Annotated in this window: 22 protein-coding genes; 6 read left to right on the top strand and 16 right to left on the bottom strand. The window is 59.8% G+C overall.

What is annotated here, in order from left to right:
* Nucleotides 1-44: 44 nt before the first annotated feature.
* The 5 genes from FEM41_RS08235 to FEM41_RS08215 are packed head-to-tail and all read right to left on the bottom strand — an operon-like array spanning nucleotide 45 to nucleotide 2524.
* On the bottom strand, nucleotides 45-686 hold the full coding sequence (locus FEM41_RS08235) for a DUF4310 family protein (RefSeq protein ID WP_138095525.1): 642 nt from the start codon (nucleotides 684-686) through the stop codon (nucleotides 45-47).
* Between the two features lie 11 nt (nucleotides 687-697).
* On the bottom strand, nucleotides 698-1474 hold the full coding sequence (locus tag FEM41_RS08230) for a DUF4311 domain-containing protein (RefSeq protein ID WP_138095524.1): 777 nt from the start codon (nucleotides 1472-1474) through the stop codon (nucleotides 698-700).
* A gap of 25 nt (nucleotides 1475-1499) precedes the next feature.
* Entirely contained in the window at nucleotides 1500-1799 is a 300-nt protein-coding gene (locus FEM41_RS08225; protein ID WP_138095523.1) for a DUF4312 family protein, read from the bottom strand.
* A 2-nt stretch (nucleotides 1800-1801) separates the two neighbouring features.
* Nucleotides 1802-2164, bottom strand: coding sequence for an SFCGS family glycine-rich protein (locus FEM41_RS08220; RefSeq protein ID WP_138095522.1), 363 nt, complete (start codon nucleotides 2162-2164; stop codon nucleotides 1802-1804).
* 18 nt (nucleotides 2165-2182) lie between these two features.
* Entirely contained in the window at nucleotides 2183-2524 is a 342-nt protein-coding gene (locus tag FEM41_RS08215; RefSeq protein ID WP_138095521.1) for a glycine dehydrogenase, read from the bottom strand.
* A gap of 267 nt (nucleotides 2525-2791) precedes the next feature.
* On the opposite strand from FEM41_RS08215, the gene FEM41_RS08210 reads away from it, so the two are divergent.
* Nucleotides 2792-3739: a LysR family transcriptional regulator gene (locus tag FEM41_RS08210; RefSeq protein WP_138095520.1), complete on the top strand. Its 948-nt coding sequence runs from the start codon at nucleotides 2792-2794 to the stop codon at nucleotides 3737-3739.
* Here the strand turns inward: FEM41_RS08210 and FEM41_RS08205 are convergent.
* The 9 genes from FEM41_RS08205 to mdcA form a co-directional block, all read right to left on the bottom strand.
* Nucleotides 3731-4498: a DUF3658 domain-containing protein gene (locus FEM41_RS08205; RefSeq protein ID WP_138095519.1), complete on the bottom strand. Its 768-nt coding sequence runs from the start codon at nucleotides 4496-4498 to the stop codon at nucleotides 3731-3733. The genes FEM41_RS08210 and FEM41_RS08205 overlap by 9 nt on opposite strands.
* A gap of 44 nt (nucleotides 4499-4542) precedes the next feature.
* Nucleotides 4543-5454 (bottom strand): malonate decarboxylase subunit epsilon, encoded by a 912-nt coding sequence (gene mdcH / locus FEM41_RS08200; protein WP_138095518.1) that lies wholly within the window; start codon nucleotides 5452-5454, stop codon nucleotides 4543-4545.
* Nucleotides 5454-6068 (bottom strand): malonate decarboxylase holo-ACP synthase, encoded by a 615-nt coding sequence (locus FEM41_RS08195; protein ID WP_138095517.1) that lies wholly within the window; start codon nucleotides 6066-6068, stop codon nucleotides 5454-5456. The genes mdcH and FEM41_RS08195 overlap by 1 nt, the downstream gene beginning before the upstream one ends.
* A gap of 3 nt (nucleotides 6069-6071) precedes the next feature.
* Nucleotides 6072-7031, bottom strand: coding sequence for an AEC family transporter (locus FEM41_RS08190; RefSeq protein WP_138095516.1), 960 nt, complete (start codon nucleotides 7029-7031; stop codon nucleotides 6072-6074).
* A gap of 124 nt (nucleotides 7032-7155) precedes the next feature.
* Nucleotides 7156-7956 (bottom strand): biotin-independent malonate decarboxylase subunit gamma, encoded by an 801-nt coding sequence (gene mdcE, locus FEM41_RS08185; RefSeq protein WP_138095515.1) that lies wholly within the window; start codon nucleotides 7954-7956, stop codon nucleotides 7156-7158.
* Nucleotides 7953-8786, bottom strand: coding sequence for a biotin-independent malonate decarboxylase subunit beta (locus tag FEM41_RS08180; RefSeq protein ID WP_138095514.1), 834 nt, complete (start codon nucleotides 8784-8786; stop codon nucleotides 7953-7955). The genes mdcE and FEM41_RS08180 overlap by 4 nt, the downstream gene beginning before the upstream one ends.
* Nucleotides 8779-9078, bottom strand: coding sequence for a malonate decarboxylase acyl carrier protein (mdcC, locus tag FEM41_RS08175; protein ID WP_138095513.1), 300 nt, complete (start codon nucleotides 9076-9078; stop codon nucleotides 8779-8781). The genes FEM41_RS08180 and mdcC overlap by 8 nt, the downstream gene beginning before the upstream one ends.
* Before the next feature lie 34 nt (nucleotides 9079-9112).
* Nucleotides 9113-9961, bottom strand: coding sequence for a triphosphoribosyl-dephospho-CoA synthase (locus FEM41_RS08170; RefSeq protein WP_138095512.1), 849 nt, complete (start codon nucleotides 9959-9961; stop codon nucleotides 9113-9115).
* Nucleotides 9961-11616: a malonate decarboxylase subunit alpha gene (gene mdcA, locus FEM41_RS08165; RefSeq protein WP_138095511.1), complete on the bottom strand. Its 1656-nt coding sequence runs from the start codon at nucleotides 11614-11616 to the stop codon at nucleotides 9961-9963. The genes FEM41_RS08170 and mdcA overlap by 1 nt, the downstream gene beginning before the upstream one ends.
* A gap of 251 nt (nucleotides 11617-11867) precedes the next feature.
* On the opposite strand from mdcA, the gene FEM41_RS08160 reads away from it, so the two are divergent.
* The 5 genes from FEM41_RS08160 (at nucleotide 11868) to FEM41_RS08140 (ending at nucleotide 15678) form a co-directional block, all read left to right on the top strand.
* A complete protein-coding gene (locus FEM41_RS08160) occupies nucleotides 11868-13205 on the top strand; it encodes a sensor histidine kinase (RefSeq protein ID WP_241666580.1) in 1338 nt (445 codons plus the stop codon).
* Nucleotides 13205-13834, top strand: coding sequence for a response regulator transcription factor (locus FEM41_RS08155; RefSeq protein ID WP_138095510.1), 630 nt, complete (start codon nucleotides 13205-13207; stop codon nucleotides 13832-13834). The genes FEM41_RS08160 and FEM41_RS08155 overlap by 1 nt, the downstream gene beginning before the upstream one ends.
* Before the next feature lie 100 nt (nucleotides 13835-13934).
* Nucleotides 13935-14432: a GlcG/HbpS family heme-binding protein gene (locus FEM41_RS08150; RefSeq protein WP_138099134.1), complete on the top strand. Its 498-nt coding sequence runs from the start codon at nucleotides 13935-13937 to the stop codon at nucleotides 14430-14432.
* A gap of 23 nt (nucleotides 14433-14455) precedes the next feature.
* Nucleotides 14456-15130 (top strand): outer membrane protein, encoded by a 675-nt coding sequence (locus FEM41_RS08145; RefSeq protein ID WP_138095509.1) that lies wholly within the window; start codon nucleotides 14456-14458, stop codon nucleotides 15128-15130.
* 74 nt (nucleotides 15131-15204) lie between these two features.
* Nucleotides 15205-15678, top strand: coding sequence for a nuclear transport factor 2 family protein (locus tag FEM41_RS08140; protein WP_138095508.1), 474 nt, complete (start codon nucleotides 15205-15207; stop codon nucleotides 15676-15678).
* Nucleotides 15679-15680: 2 nt separating this feature from the next.
* Here the strand turns inward: FEM41_RS08140 and FEM41_RS08135 are convergent, their stop codons facing one another.
* Nucleotides 15681-16355, bottom strand: coding sequence for a DUF2461 domain-containing protein (locus FEM41_RS08135; protein WP_138095507.1), 675 nt, complete (start codon nucleotides 16353-16355; stop codon nucleotides 15681-15683).
* Between the two features lie 32 nt (nucleotides 16356-16387).
* Entirely contained in the window at nucleotides 16388-16777 is a 390-nt protein-coding gene (gene cybC, locus FEM41_RS08130; protein ID WP_138095506.1) for a cytochrome b562, read from the bottom strand.
* Between the last annotated feature and the right edge of the window lie 46 nt (nucleotides 16778-16823).

Raw genomic sequence — 16823 nt, 5'->3', positions numbered from 1 at the left:
GGTCTCTCCTCAATAAAACCGGGCGCTTAAGCGCCCGTAAAACGTTAGATGGCGACCGGGAAGAAGTAGCCGAACAGCATGGCGCCCAGGATGGCACCGCCGGTGATCGGCTTCTGCCAGATATAGAATCCCAGCGCGCCGAGCAGCGAACCCACGCCAATCGGAATGGAAGCGCCCATTGCGCTCAGGATAATCAGGGGTCCCAGGAAGCGGCCGGAGGCGTTACCCGCGCCCATCATAACGTCGGCACCGTAGGTGGTGTTGCCCTGATTCACGGTAAACTTACGCGCCAGGATAATCACATAACCCACCGCCAGACCAAGCACCAGGCCAGTCGCCAGCGAGGCGGCGAAGTTCGCTACCGGAAAGATGAAACCTGAACCCAGCAGCAGTGCCGGAACGCCCAGCCCAATGCCGGTCTGAATCGCTCCGCCGATATCCAGAATCCCAACCAGAGAGCCTTCGATAATACGGGCGAACAGGAAGCTGGCGCCAAAGGCCGCTACCGCGCCGTAGACGCCGGTATCCATACCTGCCTTCAGCATGGCCACGAAGGCCACTTCGTTAAAGGCGCCAATGCCGTGCAGGTAGTACATATGGGTCCCGGCGAAGACGCCGGAGGACAGCAGGCCAACGAAGATCGGGAACGACCAGTCGGCATACCAGAAACCTTTATTCTGTTCCATTTGCGCGCTCCTTATTTGCCGCTCATCGAGTTATGGATCAGTTCGAGCCAGTTCGGCACGCCCAGGTGGAAGGATTCCAGCAGTTTCATATCGAAGCCGCGGAAGAAGGCACTCATCACGAACAGCACGATAATGGCGCTCATCATCACTTTGGTAACGCGGTTCCAGCCGCTCTCTTCCACGCCTTTACCGATCAGAATACCCAGCACCAGACCCGGTACGGCGTTACCCATAATCAACTGCGCCAGACCGCCAAAAATGGTGGCCCAGAACCCCGAGCGCTTACCGGCATCGATGGCCGCCAGCCAGAAGATCACCGGCATCACGATGTTAACCAGCAGGTTAGCCGCCGGTACCAACACCTTCACAGCCGTGACCTGAAGCGCTTCCGGTACCGACGATGCCGTCAGGTTCAGGAAGGTCACAACCACCATGCCGATGATGCCGCCAGCAATGGCCATCTTCTTCGGATCGTGCAGTGTTTCCGCGACGTTGCGGTTTTTGATCATCAGCACCGCCGCCGCCCAGTTAGGGATAATGCGGTGGTCAACGTCCTGGGTGAAGGCGCCCGCAGCCACTGACGATGCCCAGGCGTTAAAGAAGAAGCCCAGGCCAAATGAGAAGTGAGAAGCCGGGTCTCCCTCACAGGAGTTAAGCTCCCCCAACGTACGAAACGCCCCCATCCCCTGGGTGGTGGGCGCATGAAACATTCGTGCCGCTCCGGCGCCCACACCCACGCCGACCAGCGCGCCGATGATGAGCGATTTTATTAATATAATTAAGAACATCACTCTGCCCTTTTCTTGTGATTACTTAGGTGTTCGCGACAAAATCCACTTTGTCGAGATTGATTGCCGTCACCGTCACAGTGACATCCAGTTCAACGCTGAAAGTCCGTCTCTCCCGGCGCAGAAAGATAAATAAAAACGCCTCTTTGCGTACCGCGACCTGCGCCTGAATCACCTCAATATCCTGGGGTTCAATACGCAGTAAAACCTGGGGAGTCGATTTCATCACTGCGCCCTGAACCTTGCTCAGGGCGTCGGCAAAGGCCTTCGCTTTCGCGTCGCCTTTGCCGGTGACTCTCACCGTGGTGGTGAAGTGCTCTTTCATAATCAGGCGCCGTATTTCTTCTGCCAGGCCTGCACCAGGCGTTCGCCCAGCTCTTCTTTATCCATAAAGCCGAAGCCCAGCACGTTGCAGCCTTCGTTAATGGCCGTCACGCCTTCGTCGATAGAACGCATGCCATATTTCGCTTTATAGCCGTACTTGTTCTGAGCGGTAATCGCGCCCGCGCCGCCGCTGCCGCAGAAAGAGATACCAAAGGTGGCCTCTTCCGCTTTCATCACGTCGCCCAGCTTCATATCCGCCGCCACGCCCGGAACCACTACCGCGCGACCACCGGCTTTTTCTACGCCTTCAGCCACTTTCTGACCTTTACCCAGACGATCGCCAATCACTACCGTAATCTGTGCCATGTTGTTACTCCTGATCCGTTAATCGTTATCTTTTGCTACTTCGAAATGCACCGACAGCAGCCAGGCCTCTTCGACCGGCAGATTGCCGAACTTCGCAACCGCTTGTTCCGCAAGCCGCATAGAGTCCTGTGAAATCTCTTCAAACAGGCTGGCATCCACTTCCGGCAGCGGCTCACCGGTCACGGACCGGAATGCCATTGCCCTGACGTGCGAGTCGAGCATCTGCTCCTGCACGGCGTTCGGGACTATCTCCTGCGTCTTCAGCAGCGCCTTAATCCAGGCCAGCATCTCTTCCCCAAGGCGGGCGACCTGCTCATTCTGGCTGCTGGTTTCATTAACCATTACCGCTCCGTTTTCCACGCTAGATACCTTATTAATTGGGATGGCTTTAACCTATAGGCAGGGGCGCAGGGTTTGTAGCGAGTTGTTTTCCACTTCAAAGTGGAAATGGCACAGCCATGAGTGATCGGTTCCACATATTTCCACGACATCAGGACTAATCCGACTTTTTGTGTGACAGACATCACACTTAACAACCCTGTTTCGGTAAAAGCGGCACGCAAACCTGATGATCTGTTTTGAGATGTGGCGCACTATTTCCTTCTGATATTTAAAAAACTTATCGCGATGCAAATTGATAACGAAATCACCTTCCGCAAGCTGCTGGTCTTTCTGACCTTTATGGAGAAAGGCAATATCGCTCGCACCGCAGAGGCCCTGGGGTTAAGCAGCGTCAGCGTGCACCGGGCGCTGCATTCGCTGGAAGAGGAGGTACGCTGCCCGCTGTTCGCCCATCAGGGGCGTAATCTGGTGCCCCAGCCCGCGGCCCTGGTGCTGCAGCAGTACTGTCAGCAGGCGGTCACGGCGGTGGATCGCGGTCTGGAAGAGGCCCGGCGAGCGGCGGGGATAGGCCAGGGGCGACTGCGTATCGGCACTCTCTATTCGCTGACTCTGGAAACCGTGCCGCGACTGATTATGGGCATGAAGCTGCGCCGCCCCCAGTTGGAGCTGGATCTCACCATGGGATCGAATGCCACCCTGCTCGGCATGCTGAACGACGGCTCGCTGGACGCCATCCTGATCTCGATTTCCGAAAGCGAGATCGACCGTACCCGGCTGGAGGTGCTGCCGCTGTTTGAGGACGATATCTGCCTGGCCGCCCCGGCCAGCGCCGAACTCAGCCAGGAAGGTCCGGCGGATCTGCGTGACTACCGGGAAGAGAAGTTCGTCTCGCTGGCGGAAGGGTTCGCCACCTATGCTGGTTTTCAGGAGGCCTTCCACGTGGCCGGTTTCGAGCCGGAGATCGTCATGCGGGTGAACGATATCTTTTCGATGCTAAGCCTGGTGCAGGCCGGGGTGGGATTTACCCTGATGCCGGGCAGAATGAAGAAGGTGTATGAACAGGACGTGCAGTTGCTAAAACTGGCGGAGCCTTACCAGATGCGCCAGTTGATTGCGCTGGTCTTTGCCCGCAACCGCGAACATGACCCCAACCTGCTGGCGCTGGCCGCCGAAGGGCGCATGTACGCGCTGGGGCACCCGCCCGCCGCCGACGAGCGCGTGGTGTTATCCTGAAGCTGCGGGCAGGGCGATATAACAGGCCCGCATGGCATTATCTATCCCCCGCCCCTGTAGCTGCCCCTGAGCCACCAGCCAGCGCAGCCGCGAATAGAGAAATTCGCTATTCACTGGTTCAGGCCATGCGCCCTGCACATCGCCAATGATACGCAGGGCGGGACGCCACTCCGGCGCGCTTCGCTTAAGCAAAAGAGCATCGAAGATATCGGGCCCGGGAAACTCAAACGCCGGCTGGCAGCGCGGGCGATATCGCCTTAACAACGCGCGATGTGCGGCAAGTCTGTCAAACTCATCCGCCAGGCTATCGCGCATTTCCGTGGAGATCGTACGCGCCTCGTCAATATAAGCCGCCAGCTGCGGCGGCGGACAGCTCGCTACAGCGCGATGGCCGGGAACATCAATAGCAAACAGCGGTATATCATGCCCTGCACGGCTAAGCTGATGGCACACCAGGCGTAAAAAAACGGCATCGCACGTATTATCGGCCCCCCAAACCAGCAGGCGCGACGAATGATGAGCGTGGAGCGATTGCAGAAATCGTTGCCAACAGGCGTGCGCCGCCGATACCGACCAGGGCTCCCCCGCCCGATCGTAATAACCCGCCCAGAATGGCGCCCGCCCGGGCAAGTCGTCCAGTGGACCAATACTGAGATCATCATCCGGCGTTGCGACCTGACCTGATATCTGGCGCTGTTGAATCAACAGCGCCAGAATCGCCTCAGCGCTGGCGCTGGCTGTAACGTGGAGTTCTGACACGCTTTCCTCCGGCAGAATAACTCGCCCTCAGTATAGCCTGTCGGTTAATACTCTCTGGCCCTGGCCAGCTTCGTCATATGGGCTGCGACCTCGCAGCCGCTGCGTTCCAGCGAGATAGCCTCTTCCCGGGTCACCGCCTGGCGGGTCAGGCAGGTCAGAATGCCGCCGGGGGGCATTTCGATCGCCAGGCCAACCTCCCGTTCTTCTGCCGCGATCATCGCCTCCTGCCAGCGCACGGTGCGCGCCATATTCAGGGCCAGATCCTCCGCGATTCGCTCCGGCTGCCACAGCACCCGGGCGGTGCTGCCGCTTAAGTAGGCGCAGCGCGGCCGCGTCAGAGTGACACCGGCAAAGGCCGCCTGGAGCTGGCGGGCCGGTTCATCCAGCAGTGCACAGTGGGAAGGTACACTGACCGCCAGCCGTTTAGCGCGGCTGGCGCCTTTTTTCAGCGCCCGTTGAGCCACCTGCGCCATGCTGTCGTCGCGCCCGGCAATCACAATCTGGGTTTCGGCGTTCAGGTTAGCGATATAGACGTCGCTGTCGGCCACCAGCGCCTCGACCTGTGGCAGAGTCAGCCCCATAATCGCGGTCAGCCCATAGCCCTGCGGATACGCCTGTTCCATCAGATCTCCACGCAGCGCCACCAGTCGGAGCGCGTCGGCGAACGGCAAAACTCCGGCCATCACCGCCGCCGGAAAGGCGCCAATGGACAGGCCGCTGACCATGTCCGGCGTCACGTCGCGCCGTATCAGCTCCCGGGCCCAGGCCGTGCCTGCAATCAACAAACAGAGCTGAACCGCCCGGGTATGGCGCAGCGCCTGGGGGCTGTCCAGGGTGTCGACCTCATCGCCGAGCACCGCACGGGCTTGCTCCAGCGTGGTATCTCCGGCCGGGAGTTCATGCAGCATACCGGGATGCTGGGTTCCCTGGCCGGGAAAGGTAAAGAGTATTTTCATCACCGCTCCTGTTGCCACGGGTCGCTGACTATCCGCGGCCCGGTTTCAGTCTTCAGTAGCGCGCGTCCATCGCGCAGCCACTCCGCCAGCGCAAAGCCCCCAAACGGGGTCTCCACCTGGGTATCCGCCCGGCACGGCAGGCGGGAAACCCGATCCTGCCAGGTATTTAGCGCCTGACGATCGAGGGGATCGGGCGCGCGAATCAGCAGATCGAGATCGCTGTCGGCATGCAGGGTCGGGATCCCGGTCGCCAGGGCATAGCCAACGCTGCCGCCAATCCCCCAGACCCACGGCCACGCCTGCTGTGCCACAGCAACAGCCGCCTGAACCGGCGGCTGGGAAACAAAAGGCGAGTACAACAGCGCATGAATATCCACCAGATCCTCGGGTGACAGAGTGCGGACAACGCGCGGCAGCGCCACCCATCCGGCGGCGCGCTGTTCGCGCCGTAACCCCCGAACCCCTACCGGAATCAGCCCCTGTGGGTGACTGTCGCGGCGCACCACCACCGGCAGCGCCGGGCGCCACTGGCGGGTAGCCCAGGGGGCATCAACACCCTGTAGCGCATCGACATCATCAAGCCAGAGCAGGTCATGGGGACGGGGGTGCATCATGAGTTACATTCCTGAAGTCAGTGAGATAAACAGCGGTAGCGTCAGGATACAGAGTACCGAGCTAATCAGCAGCACCGCTTCCGCATCCGGCGACTGTACGCCAAAGCGGTTACCGAACACCACGCCGAAGAAGCCCGCGGAAAGCGCCACCATCAGGACAGCGGTAATGGCGACCTGGCCATGCAGCCCCAGTACCAGCACCACGCCCCAGGCGATCATCGGCTGAATCAGCATGGTCATTACGCTGCCAATGATAACGGAAGCATTAATTTTCAGACGGCGGGCCGACAGAATCACCCCGGTCAGGAACAGCGCGGCAGCGGTGGCCGCAAGTCCCAACGGTTTAATCGCCGCCAGCAGAAGATCCGGCATTTTGATACCGATAGCGGAAAGAATCACCCCCAGCAGCGGGCCCATGACGATCGGTTTTTTGATAGAGCGCCACATCAGCACCGGCAGCATAGTCAGGGTAGAGCCGCTGTTACCGCCAGCCGCGCGGGCTTTTTCACGCTCCAGCACCAGCAGGCAGAACGGCGTCATCAGTACCGAACCGCAGGCAATAGAGACCGCGACGGACAGCGAAGTGGACGGGCCTTCCCCCAGTACGCTGCCAAGAATCGGCAGGCCAAGAGCCGCATAGTTAGGCAGCGCCACGGTCAGGGTCAGTACCGCCGCATCCTGGGGCGATTTTTTGAAGACTTTCACCGCCAGGAAGTAGATCACCGCCCAGGTTATCCACATTGCCAGCGTCAGTACCACCACCAGTGGTGACTGCTGAACGATACCGGACCAGGGGGTCTGCACCGTCGCGCTAAACAGCGCGGCGGGCAGGGCAAAATCCATGACGAAAATATTGAGCAGGGAAACGTTCTGGTTATCGACCATCTTTGCCTTACCGGCCCAGAAGCCGAGCAGCATGATCACAAAGATGGGCGCGAGCGCGTGGACAATCACGTATGTCATAGTAGTCACCTTAAAAAAGAGAAAATCGGAGCAGCACCAGCGCGATGGTTATTATTTTTTCAAGCACAGGGCCAGTGGGCGGAATCGCCCTCACTGACCCTGACCGGCAGGTTTTATTGTCGGCTTACCAGTTTGCGCGCATCCGTTCGCGAACCAGCGCTGAGCTACGACGGTTCTCCGCGCCCAGGCGGCTTTTCAGGGTGGGATCCTGACGAGCCTCTTCAACGGCCTTTTCCAGCGCGCGATTGACCAGGGTCAGATCGTCGGCCTGCGGCGCGTCCGGGTTGCTGATATCCAACAGGGAGGAAAGCAGGCCCAGGGTTTTGTAGTTTTCGATGTCGTAGGCCATCGGCGGAATGGTCGAGGCCAGTTTTTCCAGGTCGGCCACGCTACGCAGCGTGATACGTGCCGCAGACTCTTTCCCCATGGCGTGAATCATCACCCCGGCATCGTTAAAAGCTATCAGACGGTTAGCCTGGTAGCCGTGCGCCAGGAAGGCGCCGGACATCGCTTTACCGACGATAAGCCCAATCACCGGATGCCCCGCCAGTCGCGCATTGGCGTACGCCGCTGCGGCACCGGCCAGCGCCTGGTGAATACCGAAAGCCTCTTCGCGACGACCATAGGCCTGGCTGGGCACATCGATAACCGCAATGATGGGACGTTTGATGGCTTTGCTGGCATCTTGCGCAATGGTTTCGCTAATCACTTTCGCCAGGGTCCAGCCTTCCAGCAGGCCCACCTCGCCGCGTGCGGCGCGCGGAAAATGGTTACCGGCATCCGGCACCACGGCGATAAACCGTGCGGCTTCGCCTGCCAGGGTGCCATCCACCGCCTGTACCGACGGGCACAGACCGGCGACCGCTGTTGCATCCGGCGCCAGTTTATTCAGCCATAGGGCGCCGCGGCTCTGTGTCTGGCTCATGATTTCACCTCCCCAAAAAGCTGTTTAATTTGGTCGCTGTCGGCCTGCTGACGCGTATCAAAGGCGGTCAGACGGTCGAGATACCACTGATAGTTGTCGGTGCGTACTTTTTCCGGCACGCCTTTATCGATGGCTGCCTGCACCGCCTGCTTCACGGCGTTAATACCGTCCGGCACCAGCGCATCCACCAGCCCGCTGTGGTAACGCACTTCACCGCCGGTCATGCTCCAGATAAAGGGGCGATCCCGGGAGTCGTACTCTTCAATGCCCGCTTCCTGTTCAATCACCTGAGGGCCGTTCAGCCCCAGACGCGCTTCGCGGGTCACAATCAGGTGGCTGCACAGGGCCGCGGCAATGGACATCCCGCCGAAGCAGCCCACGGTGCCGGTCACGATACCGATCACCGGCACGTAGCGACGCAGGTCAACAATGGCCGCGTGGATATCAGCGATAGCCGCCAGGCCCAGGTTCGCCTCCTGCAGGCGCACGCCGCCGGTTTCCAGGCTCAGTACCGCCTGAGTCGGGATGCCGTTACGGTTATCCTCAGCGGCCAGTTCCAGCGCCGCCGCCATTTTGGCGCCGGACACTTCCCCCATACTGCCGCCCTGGAAAGCCCCTTCAATCGCCACCACTACGCTGGGTTTGCCATTAATGGTGCCTTTGGCCACCACCATGCCGTCATCGGCCTGGGGAACGATGCCCTGGGGCCCCAGCCACGGCGAAATAATGCCGTCGAAGGGATCGAGGAGTTCGCGATAGCTGCCGTCATCCAGCAGATTGCGGGCGCGTTCGCGCGCTCTCAGTTCGATAAAGCTGCGGTCATTACGCATGGCTCACCCCCTCAAAAACCTGTTCGATACGGATACGCGCCACGCCCGGCGTCGCGCCGAAATCGTGAATCACCATCTGGCCCGCAGGCAGGCTGCTGACCTGCGCCAGGCGGTCAAACAGCGCCTGCCAGCGCGCCTGGCTGTTATCGACGGAGGTGGTGATATCAACCTGAAGCTGATTGCCCGCGCCTGCGGTATACAGCACTTCCATATCGCCGGAGCCCACCACGCCAGCCAGCGCTTTGCCGCTGGCGGTGCGGGTTGCCGGAAATGACAATGTAATCTGTTCCATAACACCCTCTTAATTCGGTATTCCCCTTGGGGAGTTAATCTGGCTGCGCAATTCGATCAAGTAGTAACGTGGCGGCCAGCAGGTCGGCGGCACCGCCCGGCGAGGCGTTAAGCGCCAGCATCTGGCTATCCAGCCTGGCAAGGGCCGCCCTGCCCTGTTCGCCCCCGCATCCCCCCGCCAGTAGCACCGCTCTGGCGCCGTTCTGCATCGCTTCCAGCCCCGGTAGTCCGGCGCGGGAAAGTACGCAGGTGTCGCTGAGTGAGGTCATAATGGCCATCAGCGCGTCAAGCTGCGCTTCGCTTTGCGATGCGCCCTGACGGCGGCTGCGCAGAAGCTGCGGCAGAGCCAGTTTCATGACGTGGGGGAAACCCTGCTGCGCCTCTTCCCGCGCTCCGGGAACCCGGTAGCGGCGGGTGGCGCGCAGCCCTTTACTAAACACTTTCGGCGCGGCATGGTCCGGTAACCTGGCGATGGCCGCCGCCGTTTCGGTAATGTCCCGGGGCGAGCCACTGCCGCCCAGCATCGCAGCGGCGCTCACTATCAGGCCCAGCGCCCAGATGGCGCCGCGGTGGGTATTCACCCCATCGGTTGCCGCCATCATCTGGCTTTCGCCTTCACGCCCCAGCCGCCCGACGGTCTGGCGTAGCGCGATATCCGCAGGCCGCTGCCAGCACTGGAGCGCCAGCGCCTGGAAGGTCGGTGTCAGGCTGTGAGCCGAACGCTCCATCAAAGCGAGCGTCAGGTCGTGATGGGCCCCGTTGCCCCGGCTATCCACCAGACCGGGCTTCGGGCTCAGGCGCGCTTCGTCGATAAGACTTTGCGTGGCAAACCAGGCCAGCTGGCGGGCGCGCTCCTCACTGCCTGTCTGTGGGTAGAGTTTCATTACCAGCTCCGGAATTTCGCCGGTGGGTTATAGAGGCCGTCGGACCATTCCACCAGGTCAGCGACGCTGCCTGCGGCCAGCAGTGAGCGGCTGGCATCGGTGCGACGAATCCCCATATCTTCCGGGTAGACCACTTTGCCGCTGCGGCGCAGTTCGGCCACGCGTTTGGCGTCTGCGCCAAGGCCGATATCGGTGATACCCGCCACCGCCGCCACCATGGCGCGGCGCTCTTCCAGACTTTCCGCCCGGTAGAGGTAGGCGATACCCTCTTCGGTCAGCACGTGAGTGACGTCATCGCCATAAATCATGACCGGCGCCAGCGGCATACCGGAGGCTTTCGCCACATCGACGGCATCGAGTTTTTCCACGAAGGTGGGTTTCACGCCAGCCTGGAAGGTTTCCACCATCTGCACCACCAGCTTGCGCCCGCGCTGCATTGGGTCCGGCTCGGTAATCATGTTGAGCCATGCCGGGGTGGCGTGACGGCGACCGTGAGGGTCATGGCCCATGTTCGGCGCGCCGCCGAAGCCGGAAAGACGACCGCGGGTCACGGTTGAGGAGTTCGCCAGACCATCCACCTGCAGAGTGGAGCCAATGAACATATCTACCGCGTACTGACCGGCCATCTGGCAGAAGGCGCGGTTAGAGCGCATAGATCCGTCGGCGCCGGTGAAGAAGACATCGGGGCGCGCCCGGATATACTCTTCCATCCCCAGTTCGCCGCCGAAGCAGTGCACGCTTTCCACCCAACCGCTTTCAATGGCGGGGATCAGCGTTGGATGCGGGTTCAGGGTCCAGTGCTTACAGATTTTGCCTTTCAGGCCTAACTGTTCGCCGTAAGTCGGCAGCAGCAGTTCGATGGCAGCGGTGTTAAAGCCGATGCCGTGGTTCAGGGACTGCACCTGGTGTTCAGCGTAGATCCCTTTGATGGCCATCATCGCCATCAGGATATGTTCCTGCTTAATCAGGCGCGGGTCGCGGGTGAACAGCGGTTCAATAAAGAACGGCTTATCCGCCACCACCACGTAGTCAATCCAGGAGCCCGGAATATCCACGCGCGGCAGGTCGGTCTCATCATCCACCAGCTCGTTAACCTGGGCGATAACGATGCCGTCATGGAACGAGGCGGCTTCAATCAGCGCCGGAGTATCTTCGGTGCTCGGCCCGGTGTAGAGATTACCTTTGCGGTCGGCCTTATAACCGGCCACCAGCGCGATATTCGGCGCCAGGTCTACATAAAGACGGGAATAGAGTTCGATATAGGTGTGGATGGCGCCGATTTCCATCGCGCCATCTTCCAGCAACTGGGAAATACGCAGGCTCTGAGTGCCGGAAAACGCGAAGTCGAGCTTGCGGGCAATGCCTTTCTCAAACAGGTCCAGATGCTCGCTGCGGCCGACGCTCGGCATGATCATATGCAGATCGTGCACTTTCTGCGGATTGACTTGTGCAAGCGTGCGGGAGAGGAAATCGGCCTGCTTCTGGTTGTTACCTTCCAGTACCACCCGGTCACCGGGCGCAATCAGTTTTTCCAGAATATCGGCGAGGTGTTCGGTGGGGAGCACCTTGCCCTGCACCGGGACGGACGCCATACGCCGCTGTTTCTCTGTGCGGCGCGTGTTCCAGACCCGCGCTGGGGTTTGCCCTGACAACATTGTTAACCTCCTGATTCAGCGAATCTTTATGATTTGCTTAACGTTGGTTAAAGTGTGCGCCGTGCGACCCGATCCATCAATTAACCATGGCGGCTAACCATTAGCCTGATAGTAATAATGGCGATTGATTTTTGCGATCCCGATCGCAGGAAGAGATCGTTCAGCCTGGGTGAACGGTGCGATAAGTGTGAATAGACACTGTAGTCAATAGCCGCTTTAATAAGCCTCTTTTTTCACCACGGAGGCGGGCCATGTTTAAAGGGAAGACGATGGTCAGGGCGATAATCTGGCTGCTATTGTCGCTGATCTCCTGCGGCGGGCTGGTTAACTACGCGCTACAGCAGCAGTATGAAAAGCAGAGCGAGCAGTTCCGTATTTTGTATCGCGATGTGTCGGTTAAGCTGGCCCAGAATGACGTGATCCTGTCGCTGCTTTCGGCCCATGGCGCCTTTGAGCTGGTTCAGCAGCGTTTCCCTCAGGTCATACGCTGGGAACCCCGCCCGACGGTTCGCCCCGCCGGTTCGCTGGTAAGCGCGGGCAATGGCCAGTACTGGCTCAGCGGCCAGCACTACTCCCTGCTTATCGACCTGAACCCGCTACTGGATACCCTACTTCATCGCCACCGCTTTCAGGCCTTCAGCATCAACTGGCAGCAGCAGGCGCTGATTACCCGTGGCGATGCCGGGGCGCAGTTCCACTGGCGCTGGGATAAAAAACTGGCCAGCCCTTCACAGCCTTTTGTACTGTCCGCTGGTAACGATCCCGACTGGCGCAGTATGCCGTGGCTGGTGATGCTGGCGACTCTGCTGTTCTGGGCGGCGGCGATTTACTTTAGCAGTCAGTACCGGCGCCAGAAGCGCCAGCGCGAGCTGGCAGATCTGCGCGCCCGTTTTTCGGAGCTGACGCGCCTGAACGCGCTGGGCGAGATCGCCGCCGGACTGGCCCACGAGCTGAACCAACCGCTGACTGCGACTCTGAGCTATAACCAGGCGGCACTGCGCCTGATTAACCAGCAGCAGCCGCAAAACGCCGCCCCGCTCCTGGACGCCGCCGTGGTACAAATTAAACGGGTAGCCGAACTGATCCAGGTTTTCCGCCAGCGCCTGGGCAGCGAGCAGGTACCGCCGCAGCCGGTAAATCTGGCCCGCATCTGGCGCCATACCGCTCAGCTACTGGAAACCGAACTGCGTCAAGGCAGGGTTAAACCGATCGCCCGGATCCCAGATGATTTGCCGGCTGTCGTCGCCGTTCCGCTGTATATCGAGCAGATCCTGCATAATCTGCTCAGTAACGCCATTCAGGCCCAGCAGGGAATGACCACGGGCGAGGCCTGGGTAGCCATTGCCGCCCGGCAGGAACGCGATGGCGTCGCCATTGAGGTGAGCGATGGCGGGCCGGGGCTGTCGGAACAGGCGCTGGAGCAGGTGTTTATGCCCTTTTTCACCACCCGCGAGCAGGGGCTCGGTCTGGGTATGGCGTTAACCGAAACCCTGGTACAGCGGTTGAACGGCACTATTAGCGTGCGCAATATCACCGGCCAGGGCGCCTGCTTTACGGTATGGCTGCCCCTTAAAACCACGGAGGCCTGATGCAACAGCGTATATATCTGATTGATGATGATGAGGCGATTCGCTGCTCCCTGAGCGCACTGCTGGCAACGGTGGGCTGGCAGACCGAAACCTTCGCCAGCGTGCAGCAGTTTCAGGCCGCAGTCACGGATCTGCCCGCGCTTTCCGGCTGTCTGCTGCTGGATATCCGCATGCCGGGCAAAACCGGTATGACGCTGCTTGAGGAGTGGCGTGGCCAGGGGCTGACCATTCCGGTGATCATCATGACCGGCCACGGCAATATCGACCTGTGCCGCCGGGCCTTTAAGAACGGCGCCTTTGAATTTCTGACCAAGCCTATCGATGCCGACACGCTGTTCGACACCGTAGGGGCGGCCATGGAGCAGCGCCGCCAGAGCCTGCAACAGCAGCAAAAAACCGCCGAACTGCAAACCCGGCTCGCCACGCTATCGGCCCGGGAACAGGAGGTCATCGCCCTGATTGTGGAAGGCAAAGCGAATAAGGAGATCGCCCGGGAGCTGGAACTTTCTCCCCGCACCGTGGAGGCCCACCGGGCCAACGCCTTTGCCCGGCTGGGGGTCAATTCGCTGGCGAAGCTGATTCGCCTGTATGGCGGGCTGACCCCGCCCGAAGAGGGCGGCACCAGGTAAAATTACCCAGTCTCCCTGGTATTCAACCGAATAGTGCTGACTCGCGCCCCCGTTTAGGCTGTTCCTGACGACAACAGATCAACAAGGAGTCAGGATCGTGATGAAATCTCTGGTGTTCACCGGCGCGCTGGTCGCAAGCCTTGCCGCTGCCCCCGCTTTTGCCGCTAACGTGCTGAGCGAAAAGAATCTCTCCCTTGAACTGGCCGACCAACTGGCCGCTGCGGCCATTCAGTCCTGCAGCGCGCAGAACTATAACGTGGCGGTCACCGTAGTGGATAACGCGGGCGTTATCAGAACCGTTAAACGGATGGATAATGCCGGGCCCCACACCATCGACGGCAGCAGGATGAAGGCCTTTACCGCCCTGACCACCCGTAATGCCACCAGCGCGGTAATGAAAAACGCCCAGCAAAACGCGGGCGCCGCCAATCTGAAAGATATTCCCGGCTTCCTGCTGCTGGGCGGCGGCCTGCCGGTGAAAGTGGGCCAGCAGACGATTGGCGCCATCGGCGTGGCTGGCGCACCCGGCGGTCATCTGGACGAGCAGTGCGCCCAGCAGGCGCTGGACGCGGTTCAGAAGCAGATTAATGCGGGTTAATCCCCACGGAACAGGGAACTCTGATGAAAATCAATGCGTTTGCTTCTGTTCTGTTGCTGACAGCCCTGCCGCTTAGCGTTTTTGCCAGCGAAGGCTATTACGGCGCGGCCCGGCTGTTTCATGCCGATCAATCGGCCCGCGAGATGGATTCCAGCAGCCGCCCCGGCGTTGGCCAGTTCGTCAGCGGCCATGAGAGAGAACGGTTCTACAATGGCGCCTTCGCCGTAGGGTATCAGTTCGGCAACGGATGGCGTACCGAAGGGGAATATGTACTGCGTAAGGAGTCAGAGTACACCAGCGGCTCCACCGCCTTTCCGGACAGCTTTAACCACATGAAGACCGACGTCAGCCGCCTGATGCTGAACGTATATCGCGACTATCAGCTCGGTTACGGTTTTGCGCTGTACGGCACCGCGGGTATCGGGATCGCCCGGGTAAAGGTCGACGGCTGGCAGGGTAACCCTTCGCGCGACTACGCGGATTCGACCCAGGATAATTTCGCCTGGTCGCTGGGCGCAGGCGTCAGCTACAGCCCCATTGAGCGTCTGACCCTGGATCTGGGCTACCGCTATATCGATATGGGTAAGGTGGAAAGCGGCTATAACCGATTCACCAACGCCCGCGGCCTGAAGGACGAACAGATGAAGGCGCGGCTGGTTTCCAGCGAAGTGGTGCTGGGCGCGCGCTATTTGTTCTGACCCTCCGCGCTTTCTCTTACGCGCCATTCCGGCTACCTTTGATAGCAAAACCCCCAACCAAAGGTAGCCACAATATGACCGATCCACAGCGACCTCCCCTGCCCCCTTTTACCTCTGAAACCGCCATCACTAAAGTTCGACTGGCCGAAGATGCCTGGAATACCCGGGATCCTGGCCGGGTCGCGCTGGCCTATACGACAGATACCGTCTGGCGCAACCGTAATGAATTTATCGATGGTCGCCAGCAGGTGATAGATTTTCTGACCCGTAAGTGGCAGAAAGAGCGGGAATACCGTCTGATTAAAGAACTATGGGCCTTTGGGGAAGAGCGTATCGCGGTTCGCTTTGCCTATGAATGGCATGACGAGCACGGCAACTGGTTTCGTTCCTACGGCAATGAGAACTGGGCGTTCGATGAAAACGGCCTGATGCGCCAGCGCCATGCCAGCATCAACGATCTGGCGATTAACGAGGCCGAACGGCTGTTCCGCTGGCCTCTGGGGCGTCGGCCGGACGATCATCCGGGGCTGAGCGAGTTGGGGTTGTAGGGTTAGCGCGACTCCAGTTGCACCAACAGCTGATACAGCGGCTCCAGGCGCCGGAAGCCATCGCGAAGCAGTCCTGGCAACCGGTCGGAAAACAGCGGCGCCATATCGTAACGCTGGTCTATTAGCGCAAAGGTTTTACGGTTGGCCCATTCCGCCAGCTCCGGAGCCTGATTTTTTACCAGCGGCCGCTTGTAGGATTCCCCTTCCAAATCGAAATGTTTGCGGATCTTGCCGGCCATTTGCAGGAAACTGCGCGGGTTGTCGGCGATATGCTCGCGCAGGCGATTCATGGTTTCGCGCGAGGCGCTGTAATAGCCCATGCCGAAACGCCAGTTGTCGCTGGCGAATTCGAAAAAGAAAACCGGCGAATCGGTCCACACCTTGCGCGGGCGTTTGAAGACAATCCAGACGTTGCTGCGATAAGGGGATTTATCCAGCGAGAAGCGGGTATCGCGATGGATGCGCGAAATGGTTTTGGTCACCGAAGGGCGCACTTCGAATTGATCGTCAATAGCCAGCATATCGGCGGCCAGGTCGTCCACCAGATCGCGCAGCGGAGCAATAATCTGCCGGTCATAGACCTCACGGTTTTCGCTAAACCATTCCTTATTATTGTTGTGGCTGAGCTGTTGCAGAAAGTTCAGACCACCCTGAGTCAATCCCCTGAAATTACCCACATTCTCCTCCTGGATTATTCGAGTCTGGCAGATCAGCGAAACTTCTTGTGATAAGTATTACGGGTCTGCTTAAACTCTTCAGCCGCCGCCCGAGCTTCCGGCAGTTTGCCTGCGTCCGCCAACTTCAGGGCGCCGTCTATCTGGCCGACCAGCAGCGTCAGTCCCTTATGATATTCCTGGATTTCCGGGCTATCCGGCGCTTTGCCTTCCAGCTTCGGCGGCGTGGCTTTCATGGCATCCATCGCCGCTGCACGCATGGTGGTCAGCTCGGTTTTCATCTCGCTAAGGGAGTCGGTTTTCAGCACCGCTTTATAGCTGTCGTTCAGGATATCCATATCCTCTTCCAGATCCCGCGCCAGTACGCTGGCGCTGGTGGCCAGCAGTACGCTGGCGGTCAACAGAGCGATGACAGGTTTTCGCATTGCTTGCTTCCTCTTCGGTTTTTTTATTTATAAAAAAGGCCGCACA

The organism is Jejubacter calystegiae, assembly GCF_005671395.1.
GTDB lineage: Bacteria > Pseudomonadota > Gammaproteobacteria > Enterobacterales > Enterobacteriaceae > Jejubacter > Jejubacter calystegiae.
Note: the sequence above shows the minus strand (reverse complement) of the source record. Positions and strands in the feature narration are given on the sequence as shown.

Bases quoted from the DNA above. Each gene is read 5' to 3' on its own strand.
- FEM41_RS08235 (WP_138095525.1), bottom strand. From the start codon at position 686: ATGGAACAGAATAAAGGTTTCTGGTATGCCGACTGGTCGTTCCCGATC.
- FEM41_RS08230 (WP_138095524.1), bottom strand. From the start codon at position 1,474: ATGTTCTTAATTATATTAATAAAATCGCTCATCATCGGCGCGCTGGTC.
- FEM41_RS08225 (WP_138095523.1), bottom strand. From the start codon at position 1,799: ATGAAAGAGCACTTCACCACCACGGTGAGAGTCACCGGCAAAGGCGAC.
- FEM41_RS08220 (WP_138095522.1), bottom strand. From the start codon at position 2,164: ATGGCACAGATTACGGTAGTGATTGGCGATCGTCTGGGTAAAGGTCAG.
- FEM41_RS08210 (WP_138095520.1), top strand. From the start codon at position 2,792: ATGCAAATTGATAACGAAATCACCTTCCGCAAGCTGCTGGTCTTTCTG.
- mdcH (WP_138095518.1), bottom strand. From the start codon at position 5,454: ATGAAAATACTCTTTACCTTTCCCGGCCAGGGAACCCAGCATCCCGGT.
- FEM41_RS08195 (WP_138095517.1), bottom strand. From the start codon at position 6,068: ATGATGCACCCCCGTCCCCATGACCTGCTCTGGCTTGATGATGTCGAT.
- FEM41_RS08190 (WP_138095516.1), bottom strand. From the start codon at position 7,031: ATGACATACGTGATTGTCCACGCGCTCGCGCCCATCTTTGTGATCATG.
- mdcE (WP_138095515.1), bottom strand. From the start codon at position 7,956: ATGAGCCAGACACAGAGCCGCGGCGCCCTATGGCTGAATAAACTGGCG.
- FEM41_RS08180 (WP_138095514.1), bottom strand. From the start codon at position 8,786: ATGCGTAATGACCGCAGCTTTATCGAACTGAGAGCGCGCGAACGCGCC.
- mdcC (WP_138095513.1), bottom strand. From the start codon at position 9,078: ATGGAACAGATTACATTGTCATTTCCGGCAACCCGCACCGCCAGCGGC.
- FEM41_RS08170 (WP_138095512.1), bottom strand. From the start codon at position 9,961: ATGAAACTCTACCCACAGACAGGCAGTGAGGAGCGCGCCCGCCAGCTG.
- mdcA (WP_138095511.1), bottom strand. From the start codon at position 11,616: ATGTTGTCAGGGCAAACCCCAGCGCGGGTCTGGAACACGCGCCGCACA.
- FEM41_RS08160 (WP_241666580.1), top strand. From the start codon at position 11,868: ATGTTTAAAGGGAAGACGATGGTCAGGGCGATAATCTGGCTGCTATTG.
- FEM41_RS08155 (WP_138095510.1), top strand. From the start codon at position 13,205: ATGCAACAGCGTATATATCTGATTGATGATGATGAGGCGATTCGCTGC.
- FEM41_RS08150 (WP_138099134.1), top strand. From the start codon at position 13,935: ATGAAATCTCTGGTGTTCACCGGCGCGCTGGTCGCAAGCCTTGCCGCT.
- FEM41_RS08145 (WP_138095509.1), top strand. From the start codon at position 14,456: ATGAAAATCAATGCGTTTGCTTCTGTTCTGTTGCTGACAGCCCTGCCG.
- FEM41_RS08140 (WP_138095508.1), top strand. From the start codon at position 15,205: ATGACCGATCCACAGCGACCTCCCCTGCCCCCTTTTACCTCTGAAACC.
- cybC (WP_138095506.1), bottom strand. From the start codon at position 16,777: ATGCGAAAACCTGTCATCGCTCTGTTGACCGCCAGCGTACTGCTGGCC.